Origin of the sequence: Sphingobacterium sp. UBA7253, assembly GCF_002472745.1 — a bacterium.
Classification (GTDB): Bacteria; Bacteroidota; Bacteroidia; order Sphingobacteriales; family Sphingobacteriaceae; genus Sphingobacterium; species Sphingobacterium siyangense.
Window position 1 is genome coordinate 61,894 of record NZ_DKSP01000150.1, and the last position, 15,342, is coordinate 77,235.

The following is a 15,342-nucleotide window of genomic DNA, read 5'->3' on the forward strand; positions in this document are numbered from 1 at the left end:
TTTAAATTTCCCTTTATGGGAAAGACATTTCTCTTATGAAAAAATCATATTTAGTACTTCATACCGCAGTACTGCTCGCAGGCTTCACCGGTGTTTTCGGCAAGCTCATTACGCTCAATCAAATACCACTCGTCTGGTTTCGGGTCTTACTTTCAACAATCATCTTATTCATCGTTCTCAAATTATTCAAAATTGAGCGTTTAAAATCCACTAAAGATGCGTTTAAAATTGCGAAAGTCGGCGTACTAATCACTATCCACTGGATATTTTTTTATGGTAGCATCAAGTTTTCCAACATTTCCATTGGCGTTGTTTGCTATTGTCTGACCAGTTTCTTTACCGCTGTATTAGAGCCAATCATCAACAAGAAAAGATTTAGCGCAGTGCAGCTCATGTTAAGTATGCTGACATTGATCGGAATCAGTTTAATCTTTCATTTTGATAGCTCTTATCAACTTGGGATTATTTTGGGTGTAATTTCAACTATTTTTGCGGCTCTATATACCATTTACAACGAGCAATTAGTCAAACAATATGATAGTAAATTGCTCAATTTTTATCAGATGCTTAGTGGCACCATTGTATTGGGATTTGGACTGCCCATTTTCTATTATCTATTTCCTACCGAACGTTTTATACCGAGCTTTTCTGATGGGGTCTATTTAATCTTGCTGGCTTTATTTTGTACAGTTGGCCTTTATGTTCTTTTTGCTGAATCACTCAAGAAGTTATCTGCATTTACGGTCAATTTGAGTTTCAATCTCGAGCCCATCTATTCGATTATCATTGCTTTTTTATTCTTCAACGAAGGCAAACAAGTCAATGCTTCCTTCTATGTTGGACTCGCTCTTGTACTCGTTTCTGTTCTTCTCCAAACGATGCGCTCTATCAGAAAAAAAGCCTAATAATTCCTTATTCCATAGGCAAACATCGCATTGATTGCCTATGGAACCTCTATTTTAACATGAAGAAAAAAATTAATTTTCATCACATTTCTAAGACAGATGGTATCTTTGTCAGACTCGCAATATGTTGTCCGGCTTTCATGCCGGAGAAAATACATCCTCCCAAAAACGTGCCTTCCAGTGCCCGATAGCCGTGCATCCCGCCACCACCAAATCCCGCCACCTCACCCACAGCATACAAGCCCTTTATCACCTCGTCATCCTTTGTTAGTACTTGTGCTTGGAGATTCGTTTTAAGACCGCCTAAGGTTTTCCGGGTCAGTACATGGAGACGTACCGCAATGAGCGGTCCATTTTCTTGCGCCAGGATTTTATGAAGGGCTGCCACTCGGCCTAATTTATCACCACGGTAATTCCGTGTATTCCGGATATAATTCACTTGCGTGTCTTTTGAGAACTTATTATCTACTTCCCGGTCACGCGCTTCAATTTGCGATTTAATTGCTTCATAGTCCAATAAATCCTCCCCTGTCAAACGATTCATACGAGCTACCAGATCCTTTAGATTGTCCGAAACAATAAAATCAGATCCTTTTTCCTTAAAGGCCTCAACGGGCCCGGGAGCATTTTTCCCAAAAATGCGTTTCAAAAATAACCTATAATCCTTGTTGGTAATATCTGGATTCTGTTCTGAACCCGAAAGAGCAAACTCTTTTTTGATTATCTTCTGCGTCAGAATAAACCAGGAATAAGAAAAGCCTGTCTCTTGCAGATGCTTGAGTGTACCCAAGGTATCAAATCCAGGCAAATAAGGCGCAGGAAGTCTGGTACCGCGGGCATCAAACCACAGCGAAGAGGGCCCAGGCAAGATACGGATGCCGTGGTTAGGCCATATTGGATTCCAATTTTCAATCCCTTCCGTATAATGCCACATGCGATCGCGGTTTATCATATGAGCCCCAACCTCTTCCGCAATTCCGATCATTTTTCCATCGACATAGGCGGGAACACCTGAAATCATTTGTGCCGGTGCTTTCCCTAATCGTTCAGGCCAGTTTTCGCGTACCAATTGATGATTTGCGCCGATCCCTCCAGAAGCAATAACGACCTGATCTGCATAATATTCAAACGCTGCAAGAATAGTTCTGTTGGTTGCAACACCCCTTGCTTGGTGATCGTCTGCCAATATATCACCTCCAATTCCAATTACCGCACCATCTTGCGTTAGCAATTTTGTTACGCGATGTCGAAAGCGAAACTGCAGAAGACCTTTTTCCTGCGCAGCATAAGCTTTATCCACAAAAGGTTTCACAACTCCGGTTCCGGTCCCCCAACTGACATGAAATCTAGGAACGGAATTACCATGCCCCGAGGCCGAACCATCACCGCGCTCCGCCCAACCGACCATAAACATCAGCTTTATACCAAGCTTAGCGATGTAGGCAGACTTTTCTTCTGTTGCAAATTTCAAGTAGGCCTCAGCCCATTGTCGTGGCCAATAATCCTCCTCGCGGTCAAACCCGGCAGTCCCCATCCAATCCTGTCGGGCTAGTTCATAAGAATCCTTAATCCCCATGCGACGTTGTTGTGGCGAATTGATAAGAAAAAGTCCCCCGAAGGACCAATAGGCCTGTCCCCCTAGATTTTCTTCCGTTTCCTGATCTACAAGAAGCACTTTCTTACCAGCATTGGTGACTTCCATTGCTGTCGTAAGTCCTGCTAAACCCGATCCAATAATAATCACATCAGGTTTAAATTGTTCTACTTTTTGCATTGTTATTCTTTTACCGAACAGCTATCCCAATAAAAATGTGATTGCTCACAAGACCAACTGCCTTATATAAATTTACTAGTTTGGGCAGGATTGCACAAGAAAAACTTAACAGGAATCCCTTCGTTCTTTCCTTAAAAAAACACTTAATAATATATTATAAAAATAATAGAATAACACAATTTAAATTATTTTAATAATAAAAATCAGGATTATAACTTTGTGCTATCAATCATTCAAATAATAATAAGCGCCATTTCGAACAGATTTATTTGATAAAAAAGTGCATTAGCGTAATAAATAATTTTAACAAGAAATATAAAAAATAAAAAAAATGGAATACAGAAAATTAGGAAAAACAGATTTAGAATTATCGGCAATTACTTATGGAGCTTTCGCCATTGGCGGCAACATGTGGGGCGGAAATGAAAAGAAAGATTCTATTGATTCTGTAAAAGCATCGATCGACAATGGTGTCACTACATTGGATACAGCCCCTTTTTATGGATTTGGTTTAAGTGAAGAAATGATCGGTGCGGCAATACAGGGTTATGATCGGACCAAAATACAGCTATTGACCAAATTTGGTTTGGTATGGGACGGCAGTAACCAAGGAAAAGGTGAATTTTTCTTTGATGCAGAAGAAGCTGGTAAAACTATTCCAGTTTATAAATATTCGTCAAAAACCAGTGTAATTCATGAAGTAGAGAATAGCCTAAAACGCTTACGTACGGACTACATCGATCTACTTCAGATTCACTGGCCAGATAGCACGACCCCGATTTCGGAAACGATGGAAGCCTTGGATCTTCTTTTACAACAAGGTAAGATCCGTGCCGCCGGCGTCAGCAATTATAGTGTCGATCAAGTTTCAGAAGCACGGAAGAACCTCAACATTGCAAGTAATCAAGTTGGTTACAGTATGCTAAACCGAGGTATCGAAAAGGACCTTGTTCCTTATGCAAAGGAAAATGATCTAGGTATCATTGTATATAGCCCTATGGAACGAGGTTTATTAACCGGTAAATATTTTAATACAGGTAAATTAAAAGAAAACGACCACCGCAATGGTTATTTCCAACAATTTGATCTGGCCAAGGTAAAGACTTTCTTGGATACCATCAGTCCAATTGCCACTAACAAAGGTGTAACACTTTCTCAATTGGTATTACGCTGGACCAGTCTACAGCCTGCGATCACTGTGGTTTTGGCAGGTGCTCGAAATGCAGAACAGGCCATAGCAAATGCGCAAGCCATCGATATCACGCTTACCGCCGAAGATCTATCATTTATCAATCTTGCTTTAGCAAAAATTTAACATTCAGCGATGAACAAATTCAATCAGTTGACAGTACTCCTTATGGGTGTACTGTCACTCACAGCAAAGCAATGCGCAAAATAAAACACTGCTGGTAGACCCAACAGATCGTACATGGTATCATGCTGCTTAGGATAAGAACGACGAGAACACTATGGTCTTATTGTCGAAAAGTTATCGATAATCTTCATCAGAACCAAGGCTTCCTCAATCGGAGATGGATTTGGCCCGATACCGCGGAAATAATCTACCGTACGCGAAATCATCGGCAATTGAATATTTTCAGGATGATCAAATATAAATTCCTTCTCTCCATCTCTTGTTTTGACAACAACTGAATTTCCAAAAATAGAAAAAGTAATATGCCCAAGGCTTCCTACAATTTCCACCTTATCTACCTGGTTTTCTTTGGCAACATTAAAACACCAACTTCCATTGAAGACAAGCTGATTTTCAAACAAAATGGTTCCTGTGGTCTGATCAGCTACAGCACTTTCTTTATCCTGAATCAAGCTAAAACCATCGTATGAAACCGGCATTCCAAAAAAATAGAGCATCAAATCCAATTGATGTGGGGCTAAATCAAAGAAATAACCTCCTCCCGAAACAGCAGGATCAGTACGCCAATCTCCGCCACCTTTGGTCACTAGGTCGGGCATTCTACTCTGCCATAAACGCAATTGTACCGTCCTTAACTCACCAATTTCACCATTTCCAACAAGCTCCTTAACCTTCAGAAACAAAGGCAATTGCCGCCTATAATGTGCAACTACCAACTTCCCGTCTCTTTCTTTTACTTCCTGCAATAATTTTTCTGCTTCTATCGCATTTAACGTAACGGGCTTTTCAACATAAACAGATTTCCCTCTACGCAGGGCAGATACTGCATACGCGAGATGAGATGACGGTGGCGTTGCTACATAAATCGCATTGAGATCGATATTATCGAGCAAATCGTCCGCGTCTGAATACCACAAGGGTACTTGATGTCGACTAGCATAATCAGCAGCTTTCGTCGCATCTCTTCGCATTACGGCCATTAGCTGACTATTATTTATGCGATTAAACGCTGGTCCGCTTTTTTTTTCTGTGACATCACCACAGCCGATGATACCCCATACAATTTTAGGATTATCCATAAGTATATTCAAATTATTGCTAAGACTCTGACCAATAATCCCGATATCTGGCCAGCATTACAGTACATACATCGAAGTACTGGTCTGATTTCTTAGGGCTTTTCACGTCCCACAAATCGGTTTTTACCCAAAAGAAAACCGATTGCCCTTTCGATGTTTTTTCTTCGACTATCCGCAGTTTTTAAGGAAGAAATATAGCGGATAATTTCCTTTTGCTTTGATGGAGACAATCCATCGAATACCTGCAGAGCTTCCTTATTTAGTGCAAATGCTGCTTCGAGTTCGGGGTGAGGCAAAATAGTGCGGTCTTCCGGATCAAAAGCGATTGTTACGGCTAAGGTCTCACCGATTCGTTTCGGCGAATTCGACAATATAGCCGTGTTAATGTACAGTCTCCACTCCTCCTTAAACCGCAGCAACGTCTGAACATAATCCTTTTCATTCACTTTTCCTTTCACAGGAATATATCCCTTGTTTATTCCTGCATCCTTAAATAGGTTTTCAAGAATATCCGTAGGAACAAAAACAAAAGGATTGATACCAATAATTTCCAATTGTGCTTCAAAGGCAAACATGATATGATCAATTAGGTGATTAATTATGCTTCAGAATAGTATCGATATGCGTCAATTCATCCGTCGTAAAGTCCAACCTGTCCAGGGCCTTGAGGGAATCAACCAGCTGCTCACTATTTCTCGCCCCTACTAAAACCGAGCTTACGCGTTCATCTTTCAACAACCATGCAATTGCCATTTGTGCCAATGTTTGCCCTCTTTGTACCGCAAGATTATTCAACCGGTCGATCTTCTCCATTAATTCTGGAGTGATCATTTCACTTTTCAAAAAATGTTCTTTCGAAGCACGTGAATCCGCCGGAATGCCGCCGAGATATTTGTTGGTCAGCAGTCCCTGTGCCAAAGGAGAAAAAGCGATCGCTCCGATTCCTTCTGCCTGCAGCACATCCAAAAGTCCCTCCTCAGGTGTCCGCACCAGCATCGAATACTTAGGCTGATGAATAAGGCATGGTGTCCCCATAGCACGCAATAACGCAGCTGCTTTCTGAGCAAGATCAGGAGGATAATTGGACAAGCCTACATAGCAGGCCTTTCCTTGATGAACAATATCTCGCAATGCTGCCATTGTCTCTTCCAACGGTGTATTCGGATCAGGTCGATGATGGTAAAATATATCCACATAATCGAGACTCATCCGTTTTAAGCTCTGATGTAAACTGGCCATCAAATATTTACGGCTTCCCCAATCACCATACGGCCCCGGCCACATGGTATAACCCGCTTTAGTGGAAATTAAAAGTTCATCACGATAGCCCACAAAATCGGTACGCAATAGCTGTCCAAAGTTCTCTTCGGCACTTCCCGGAGGAGGACCATAATTATTGGCAAGGTCAAAATGGGTGATTCCACGATCAAAAGCGGTCAGCAAGGTTTTCCGGAATACAGCTTGAATATCGGTTTCGCCAAAATTTTGCCAAAGCCCCAATGATATGGCTGGCAAGAGAATACCACTCTTCCCACAGCGTCTGTAGGGCATATTCTGATATCGGTTTGGATTGAATGTCACGTTACAAAGTTTATACCTGCAAAATACAAAACTATTTCCAACAGTCCAGCGTATTTCCCGCTTTCGTCTTCTTTCGCAAACCTCTTTTTAACACTATATCATTTAACAGCAGGTCATGTTTCTAACACCAAATCGATTAGCAACAGGTCATGATAACCTTAGGAAAGCAGGCTTCGATGCATAATTCTTTTTGCATAGAAACGTATTTATATTGCATATAAAAAGCAATTTATCTAAGTTTGGTCTTATCCAAAAGCAAAGGGATTAATTAGACATAACATGATTGGCAGATTCTTCAGAAAATTCTATTTACATATTGTCATCTGGACCATATTACTGCTGTTGCCCTTTATAACGTATCTCTACCAGCCGGATAAGATCGCTGATTTCAAAGCCTATTCGGCGTTATCGCATTTAGTAAATATTGTATTCCTGGCTACTCATTTTTACTTGCATTGCTACGTTGTTGCGCCCACCTATTTTTTCGGTCGCAGAAAGATCTTTGTACTATTAATGGCACTTGGGTTTGCCACCTACGTAGCACTGAACTACAGCATAGTTTATTTTAATCCAGATGGAGAGCTTGCTCATCTGACGAAGGAAAATATTCTTTTTGTACGGTTGGTCATCGGCCCAGGCATTATTTACTCCCTTTGTATGATCACGTCTTCAATGATCTTCCTTTACGATGAGCAAGCGCGACAAAAGGAGCTCAACAAACAGATTGCGCTTGAAAAAACAACGGCAGAACTAACAATGTTAAAGCTACAGATCAGCCCGCATTTCCTATTCAATACACTGAACAATATCCGTTGGCTCATTCGTAAACAATCACCAGATTCCGAAGACACTATTGTTAAGTTATCCGAAATGCTACGCTATATACTTTACGAAGTAGACGGCCCCAAAGTCGAACTTTTTAAAGAGATTGACCATATGCGCAATTTTATTGCCTTACAGACCCTTCGTCTTCCTATCCAAGGAAATGTAACACTTGATATCGAAGACAAGGTCAAAAATAGAATGATCCCCCCATTACTCTTCATACATTTTGTGGAGAATGCATTCAAATATGGCGTAGATAGCAAAACAGCTCCACAGATACAGTTTCAATTTCAGGAAACTCCGGGTGGCATTATCTTTATATCCCGTAATAGAATCTTACAACATACAGAACCGCGTCCAAACGAAGGTATAGGACTGACCAATGTACGCAGACGATTACAATTATTGTATCCCAATCGACATGACCTCAGCATCAGAAAAACCGATGTTGGAGATTTCGAAGTCACCCTCAAACTGATGACCGATGAAGATTAAATGTATACTCATAGATGATGAACCCTTCGCACTCAATATTTTAGAAGACGACTTATTGAATTTTGAGCAAATCGAAGTCGTCCATAAATTTAATGCGACGGCCGAAGCGGAAGAATATTTAAAAAATCACGCTATCGATCTGATTTTTCTGGATATTGAAATGCCCGATCAATTGGGCACGCAGTTTATTCGCGAGCTCGCTCCCCGACCCTTGGTTATCTTCACCACGGCCTATCACCAATATGCTGTTGAAGGTTTCGAGCTAAATGCTATTGATTATCTGCTTAAGCCGATCTCAAAAGAACGACTCGCAGCTGCAGTCCGAAAAGTGGAAGAGGGTATGCTGCTCCGTGCAAAACAGCTCCCCGAACAGGATCATATTATCGTTAATGTAGAATATAAAAAGACGAAAATTTTTCTCCATGAAATCAGCTACATCGAAGGCTTGAAGGACTATGTAAAAATATACCTGGTGGACCGTGAATCGCCCCTTCTTACGCGCAGCAACCTCCGTGGAATGGAAAAAATATTACCTACAATAGACTTCCTACGCATACATAATTCTTTTATTGTCAATAAAAATCGTATTGAGCAGGTCGCCCAAAGCAAACTCACCCTACCTGAAACCGCCCTTCCTATCGGTAAAAAATATATCAAAAATATTGAACAATTTATCTAATGCTACCGCCACAAATTGAATCGATGCAATTATCCGTTCGTCTACACATTGGCCGCTTCGGTCTACAGATGATTGCATAGCTAAAAAATCCTTTTCAAATTTGTGTACTATCGAACAGCCTAATCCGCGTAGCCGGTAGAATAGCAAAGAAAAAATGAAAAGATTTATAGCAATAGCGCTAATGGCAACTGCGGTTGCTTCCGTACACGCTCAAGCCCCTGCAGGTGGTCGTCCTGCTTTCGCCATGTCCGAAAGTCAGCTCTCGGGCCAAATTGTGGACAACAACGGGAAACCTATCTCACAAGCTTCCGTGAATTTATTGAAGGTTATCAAGGATCAAGCTACAGGTAAAGAAAGGGAAATCCTGGTAAAAAGTACCAGCTCTTCAGAAAATGGAAAGTTCAATTTCGCAGCCATTTCACCAAAAGAAAAATGGAAACTAAAAATTAGTTCTGTAGGCTATGCGCCGATAGATCTTGCTGTAGACTATAGCGATAGCAAAACAACAAACAAAGATCTAGGTGCGATCAAATTGGACGATGACAACCGTAAACTCGATGAAGTTACCGTGACTGGCCGCAAGGCACTACTCGAAATGGACATCGACAAAAAAGTCTTCAATGTAGAGAAGAATATCGTTGCAGCTGGCGGTACTGCGATCGATGTACTCCGCAATATGCCTTCTGTACAAGTAGATATCGACGGAAACGTAAAACTGAGAAATGCAGCCCCTACAATTTTTGTCGATGGAAAACCTACAACGCTCACCCCCGACCAGATTCCTGCCGATGTGATCGATAAAATCGAAATTATCACAAATCCATCTGCCAAATACGACGCTTCCGGAAGTATGGCCGGTATCCTCAACATTATCCTGAAGAAAAATAAGAAAGCTGGATACAATGGTATGGTCACCTTAGGTGGAGACCGCTTTGGTGGAACCAACTTTATGGGTAGTTTAAATCTGCGTCGAAATAAATTCAATATCTCACTGACGGGAATGAATATGCGCATGCGGACCAACACCGAGGGCGACAGCCACCGTACAAGTACAATTAATGGCATAGAATCAACAGTAGATCAAGATATTGAAGGCAAAACAAAAGGTATGATTACTTTTGGCCGGCTCGGCGTAGATTACGACTTAAGTCCCAAAACAACGCTATCTGTAGCCGGCGTATTGGTTCAGGGTAAATTTAAGCCGAATGAGAACTCGTCGATCTTAACCACCTCTGGCAATAGCGAATCACGCAGCGATCGGATTTCCGAGTCTGAAAGAAGCTTTAAACCACGGGGGTTGCAGGCAGGTCTTGTTCAAAAATTCAAAACTGAAGGCGAGGAATTGTCTGTGGATTTCAATTATTTCGGCGGCAGCAACACATCCAATGGTTTATACACCACCAATTACCGCAATGCAAGCAGCGAAATCAGCGGAACTCAGATTCAAAAGAACATCGGTTCCGGTGATAATAAGTTCATGACTGTGCAGGCAGATTATGTCAAACCATTCAAAAATGGCATGAAACTCGAAACTGGTGTGCGTGCACAGATCAATAAACTCAAAAATCTCAACAATAATTCCTTAAAAGCAGTAGGCGAAGATGATTTTGAGAATATAACCGCAGCATCAGCTAACTATAACAATAAAAACAGCGTCTACGCAGCCTATGCCTCACTTGGAGGAAACCTCAAGGACTGGGTATCCTATAAAATTGGGCTGCGCGCAGAAAGTTCAACGTACGACGGTGAACTTTTGAATACAAACGAAAAGTTCCACAACAAGTATCCCCTGAGCTTATTTCCTTCTTTGTTCTTGAGCAAAAAGCTAACCGAAAAAGACCAAATACAGATGAGCGTAACCCGTCGTGTCAACCGTCCAAACTTCTTTCAACTCATCCCATTTGTTGATTACACGGATAGCTTGAATATTACACGCGGGAACCCTGACCTTGTTCCTGAATTCACAACATCCGGCGAACTTTCCTACAGCCGTACACATGGAAAAGGTACATTTTTGGCAACAGTATACTATAAACGCACAAACAATCTAATTACACGTTACCTGACACAGGAACTCAATCCGGTAACGAACAAAATGGATTTCATTAATACCTATATCAATGCCAATTCCAGCAAGAATTATGGGGCAGAATTTACTTATACCAATAATCTCAAAAAATGGTGGGATCTGACTGCAGACCTCAACTTCTACAATTCCAAAATTGAGGTGGATGAGAAAACGCCTTCGGAAGGTATGTGGACAGTATTTGGAAAACTGAACAATACATTCAACCTACAGAAAAACTGGAATCTACAGCTAGCCTTTGAATATCAAGGCAAAACAAATATGCCAGTGACACAGGGTCAAACATTCGGTCCACCAATGAACCAGGCGCAAAGCTCTTCACAAGGCTATATCAAACCATTCTATGGTATCGACTTTGCCATCAAGAAAAGCTTCTTGAAAAATCAGGCTGCCTCAGCAACATTGGCCATCAACGATATTTTCAGAACACGTGGCAATACCATTGTTTCATCGGGTGAAGGATTCTCTCAAACCTATTATCGACTGTCAAATCCACAGTTGATCAAATTGAACCTTTCTTACCGTTTTGGAAAAATGGATATGAATATGTTTAAGAAAAACAAAAACCAGAATTCAATGGAAGGCATACAAATGCAATAACATGTGGATCATATCACAATCAAAAGCGGGTATTTCTTGTAGGAAATACCCGCTTTTTTATTAAACTGCGTCAAAGACTAGACGACTGTATTGGATATATTCTTCTTTTCAAGTATTTCAACAATCTCCAGTAGATCATTAATCACATAATCTGGATTTGCCGATCTGAGTTGAGCCGCATCATGTGCACCTGTTGTTATACCAATACTCAAAGCACAACCCGCTTGTTGCCCCTCCTGTATATCGATGATGGAATCTCCAATTTTCATCACCACACTCGAATCGGTAATTTCAAATTTTTGCATGGCCAGATCAATCATATCTGGATAAGGTCTGTTTCGAGGTACATCAGAAGCAGTAATTAAAGCATCTACATCTTTGCCAACTTTCCAATTAAGCTTCTTCAAAAGTGATTCGGCTGTCTTACGATCATAGCCCGTATTGAGCACACGCAAGATATCCCGCTCTTTCAAGATTGCAAATAGTTCTTCCGCATTCGCATTAGGGTAAATTTCCTCGACTTCATAAGCATGTTCCAAGTCTTTCAAAAACAAAGTAAACATCCGTTGAGCCAATTCATCATCATCAACATCCAAACTATTTTTGAGTACAGTCTTAATTGCCTGTAGCTTCTCCTTACCTGCAGCATGGGCCAATACCTCTGTTAATGTCAGTTCGTATCCCCCTACCGTATTTATTGCATTTCTAAGTGTCTTATAAACAATATTATTTTCGTTCACTGTCGTACCTGCCATATCAAATACGACCATCTTGATGGCTTCTTTCATTCTATTCAATCTAAAAGTTTAGCAAAAATAAAAAAATGTTAAATAAACCTAAACAACACTATGTTAATTTATTGCTATGCTTTAGTTAAGAAAACTACTTTAACGCACCACAAAATAATAGGTCCAGGCGATCAGCAAGATTTGAAACGGAATACGAAACCACAAATAGTTTGGACCGGCGTCATCAAAAGTAGCCGTCTCGTAATTGATACGCCTTAAGTTTGCCCGAATATTTGTAGGTAATACCAGTAGAAAGAAGACAATTAAAAGGATTCCCGTTATGCGGCTCACCTGCGGGACAAATAGCCCAATTGCAGCCATGAATTCCATTAAACCGGTTCCATAGATCATTTCTTTTTTAAATGGAACGAAGTCGGATAGCATCAACATCATTCCTTTGGTATAAAGTAGGTGTCCCAATGCAGTGAACAACAGCATCACTGCCAATCCAACTTTACCCGCTAAAAGAATATCCATCTCCCCCTTCAGCAGCAATAGGATGAGATTGGAAATAATGCAAACGACAATTAAAACAAAAAATGGTTTCATCTTTTTTATAACAAAAATAGGTGCCCTTCCTTTTGTTATCAATGAACATTTGTTAATAAATTTCTTTCCTGATCCGGCTTAACGATTGCGGTCTAATACCAATATAAGAAGCCAGATATTTTAAGGGAATGTTGCGAATCAGTTCAGGTTGCTCACGCATCAAATTGATATACCTGGTTTTTGCCGAATCTTCAAGTAGCGTCAGTTCCCGTTTCATTTTTTTTAGAAAAATGTCCTCAACCGCTTTCCGACCAATTAGGTTCCCAACCGTTGTTGTTTGATATACCGCATGGAGATCCTCAAACGATATCCGCCATAAAATACAATCTGTTATTGCCTCGAGATGATACGATGAAGGCTGCTGCGTCAAGAAGGAATCGTACCCACTTACAAAAGAGTTTTCGAAAGCAAATCCAAAAGTAAAATCATAGTCCAGTTTTGGGATATTGAAACGTACAATTCCTTTTTCAATAAAAGATAAATACTGTTCAGTTTTTCCGATTTCCAAAATCAGTGATTTTTTTGGAAACTCCATCTTAACAAGCTTAGCGGAAAATACTTCCCAGTCCGTATCATTCATGACAACGAGCGATTCAAAATATTCTTTGATCTTGTCCATGATTCTTATTTTTTAAGAGCAAGATAAAAACTTCTGTTCAAATACATCGTAATGATTATTTACTATTTAATCGATTATTTATTTCAATAAATAATCGATCTATTTTACCAAAAAATATTAACTTAAATACAGTAAACTTTAATTATGCATATTCTTAACGAAAACGCTCCAGAACGGTGGCCTGCCTTTAGAAAATTAGGTTTTCGATATTCCTTTATTTTCATTTTGTCCTTTATTCTTGTTTTTAATAACGGTACTTATCCGTTATATGGATATATCAGCATCCCTCTTACTCATTTCATGCAAAGGTTGACTCCCTGGTTTGCAGAAAATATATTGGGCTATTCTTACGACCACAGCATCTTCATCAACGGAAGTGGAGATACCTCCTATGCCTGGATATCCTTATTGATCCTATTCCTGCTGGCATTAGTTGGGGCGGCTTTATGGTCCATATTGGATCGAAGAAGAGCCAGCTATACAATCCTTTTCTATTGGTTAACCACAGCAATTCGCTATTATGTTGCTTTTATGCTTATTAACTATGGACTGTACAAAGTCTTCTATATGCAAATGCAACCGCCGAGGTTAACACAACTTCTACAGCCATTGAGCGAGTATTCTCCTATGGGGCTGGCATGGACCTATATTGGTTACTCTCAAGGCTACAATATACTTATTGGTTCAGTAGAAATATTATCGGGCTTATTGCTTTTCAGAAAAACGGTGGTTGCTGGTGCACTAATTACGGTTGCGACCAGTATCAATATTATGGCCGTCAACTATTTTTATGACGTCCCCGTTAAAATGGTCTCTACAGCACTCCTGCTACTTTCCATATTTCTACTGCTTCCCTACTTAAAAGCATTGTTCGCAATTTTTATTTCAGGAAAACCTGTACAGTTACTCCCTTTCCAACAACCCCTATTCAACAAAAGCTGGAAAAGAAAAAGCTTGTTTATCGCCAAATTGGTGGTGTTACTGCTCTTTATGGTGCAACAGGGCATGGGCATATTAAGTACAAAAAAAATGATAGCTGAGTACCTAACGAAGTCACCACTCTATGGAATCTACCGTATTGAACAAGCGGGAACACAAGGTAAATCAATCCCTGAAGATTGGCGACTTATTGTTTTCGAAATTGATAACAACAAGGTCTTAATACGTAACACAGACTATACCCCACAAAGGGAGAGCGTTGTTATTGATGCCCCCGGTAAGAAAATTACCCTAAACAATTATCAATTTGATTATCAGATCAACTCTGACGGAAATATTCTTCTGACAAAAACCTTTGATGACCATACAGCGCACATTAAACTTATTAAACAAGACGTGCAAGCGTTCGAATTAATACAGCGCAAGTTTCATTGGGTACAGGAATATCCCTATAATCGTTAAATAAGAATCGTAAAAACTCAATAAAACAAATCGTACACTTAACACCTCCCCAGACCAAAATAACTATGTTTAATGCTGCAAACATAACAACATGCGACGACGAGGTAGAGCATCTCGGTTTTTTATATCGCATGCGGAATATCAGGGTACACACCTACCATATGCTCAAAAGCAAAGAAGTGGTGACCCTTATCTTAATACATTCGAGCGGAGGTCGCCGTGAGATTGATCAGGGGCAACATAATATAATGGGTTATCAAATTCATCTAATGTTCCCCGGTCAGTCAAGTTCTTTCTATTTTTTCAAAGAAACCGCTGTTTATCATTTTAGAATTCCCTGGCAAAATTTTGAAAAATTATGTCATGCGCTTTCAATCAACATAAAACTCCTTAAAGATTATCCGATACTTCAGGTCACGCCATATGAATTTGAAACGCTCCGCTATGAATTCGATAAGATCCGTAATGAACTCTATCGCTATCAGCCACCATTATCACTCATTTTATCACGTTTGGCAACTAGCTTACTAGAGATTAACCACTCCTTAATCAACCACATCGATAATTTAGCACCATATGCTTATCC

At 40.2% G+C, this 15,342-nt stretch carries 14 protein-coding genes; 7 read left to right on the forward strand and 7 right to left on the reverse strand.

Annotation, left to right across the window (positions count from 1 at the left end; translation table 11 throughout):
• The first annotated feature begins 35 nt into the window (after nucleotides 1-35).
• Complete coding sequence (locus B2X72_RS15830; RefSeq protein WP_075993491.1) at nucleotides 36-905, forward strand: DMT family transporter; 870 nt, start codon at nucleotides 36-38, stop codon at nucleotides 903-905.
• Between the two features lie 82 nt (nucleotides 906-987).
• Here B2X72_RS15830 and B2X72_RS15835 read toward each other — a convergent pair whose 3' ends face one another.
• Entirely contained in the window at nucleotides 988-2,679 is a 1,692-nt protein-coding gene (locus B2X72_RS15835) for an FAD-binding dehydrogenase (RefSeq protein WP_145327870.1), read from the reverse strand.
• Nucleotides 2,680-3,010: 331 nt separating this feature from the next.
• On the opposite strand from B2X72_RS15835, the gene B2X72_RS15840 reads away from it, so the two are divergent.
• Nucleotides 3,011-3,994, forward strand: coding sequence for an aldo/keto reductase (locus B2X72_RS15840; protein ID WP_248932037.1), 984 nt, complete (start codon nucleotides 3,011-3,013; stop codon nucleotides 3,992-3,994).
• A 152-nt stretch (nucleotides 3,995-4,146) separates the two neighbouring features.
• On the opposite strand, the gene B2X72_RS15845 is transcribed toward B2X72_RS15840, so the two are convergent.
• From B2X72_RS15845 to mgrA, 3 genes are all read right to left on the reverse strand, one after another.
• Entirely contained in the window at nucleotides 4,147-5,133 is a 987-nt protein-coding gene (locus B2X72_RS15845; protein ID WP_248932038.1) for a Gfo/Idh/MocA family protein, read from the reverse strand.
• Between the two features lie 92 nt (nucleotides 5,134-5,225).
• On the reverse strand, nucleotides 5,226-5,708 hold the full coding sequence (locus tag B2X72_RS15850; protein ID WP_075993494.1) for a YdeI/OmpD-associated family protein: 483 nt from the start codon (nucleotides 5,706-5,708) through the stop codon (nucleotides 5,226-5,228).
• A gap of 19 nt (nucleotides 5,709-5,727) precedes the next feature.
• The gene (mgrA, locus tag B2X72_RS15855) at nucleotides 5,728-6,714 is read right to left on the reverse strand and encodes an L-glyceraldehyde 3-phosphate reductase (RefSeq protein ID WP_075993495.1); all 987 of its coding nucleotides are present in this window, start codon (nucleotides 6,712-6,714) and stop codon (nucleotides 5,728-5,730) included.
• 279 nt (nucleotides 6,715-6,993) lie between these two features.
• On the opposite strand from mgrA, the gene B2X72_RS15860 reads away from it, so the two are divergent.
• From B2X72_RS15860 to B2X72_RS15870, 3 genes are all read left to right on the forward strand, one after another.
• Entirely contained in the window at nucleotides 6,994-8,034 is a 1,041-nt protein-coding gene (locus tag B2X72_RS15860) for a sensor histidine kinase (protein WP_075993496.1), read from the forward strand.
• Complete coding sequence (locus B2X72_RS15865) at nucleotides 8,024-8,713, forward strand: LytR/AlgR family response regulator transcription factor (RefSeq protein WP_075993497.1); 690 nt, start codon at nucleotides 8,024-8,026, stop codon at nucleotides 8,711-8,713. The genes B2X72_RS15860 and B2X72_RS15865 overlap by 11 nt, the downstream gene beginning before the upstream one ends.
• 154 nt (nucleotides 8,714-8,867) lie before the next feature.
• The gene (locus tag B2X72_RS15870) at nucleotides 8,868-11,399 is read left to right on the forward strand and encodes an outer membrane beta-barrel family protein (RefSeq protein WP_145327873.1); all 2,532 of its coding nucleotides are present in this window, start codon (nucleotides 8,868-8,870) and stop codon (nucleotides 11,397-11,399) included.
• A 77-nt stretch (nucleotides 11,400-11,476) separates the two neighbouring features.
• On the opposite strand, the gene B2X72_RS15875 is transcribed toward B2X72_RS15870, so the two are convergent.
• The 3 genes from B2X72_RS15875 to B2X72_RS15885 form a co-directional block, all read right to left on the reverse strand.
• Nucleotides 11,477-12,187, reverse strand: coding sequence for an HAD family hydrolase (locus B2X72_RS15875; protein WP_145327874.1), 711 nt, complete (start codon nucleotides 12,185-12,187; stop codon nucleotides 11,477-11,479).
• A 99-nt stretch (nucleotides 12,188-12,286) separates the two neighbouring features.
• Nucleotides 12,287-12,736, reverse strand: coding sequence for a DoxX family protein (locus tag B2X72_RS15880; RefSeq protein ID WP_145327875.1), 450 nt, complete (start codon nucleotides 12,734-12,736; stop codon nucleotides 12,287-12,289).
• A 52-nt stretch (nucleotides 12,737-12,788) separates the two neighbouring features.
• Entirely contained in the window at nucleotides 12,789-13,355 is a 567-nt protein-coding gene (locus tag B2X72_RS15885; protein WP_153845763.1) for a Crp/Fnr family transcriptional regulator, read from the reverse strand.
• A gap of 300 nt (nucleotides 13,356-13,655) precedes the next feature.
• Here B2X72_RS15885 and B2X72_RS15890 point away from each other — a divergent pair, with 300 nt between their 5' ends.
• Both B2X72_RS15890 and B2X72_RS15895 read left to right on the forward strand, forming a co-directional pair.
• Nucleotides 13,656-14,756 (forward strand): hypothetical protein, encoded by a 1,101-nt coding sequence (locus B2X72_RS15890; RefSeq protein WP_286850579.1) that lies wholly within the window; start codon nucleotides 13,656-13,658, stop codon nucleotides 14,754-14,756.
• Nucleotides 14,757-14,917: 161 nt separating this feature from the next.
• A partial coding sequence (locus tag B2X72_RS15895; protein WP_286850582.1) for a hypothetical protein occupies nucleotides 14,918-15,342 on the forward strand: 425 nt, incomplete at its 3' end.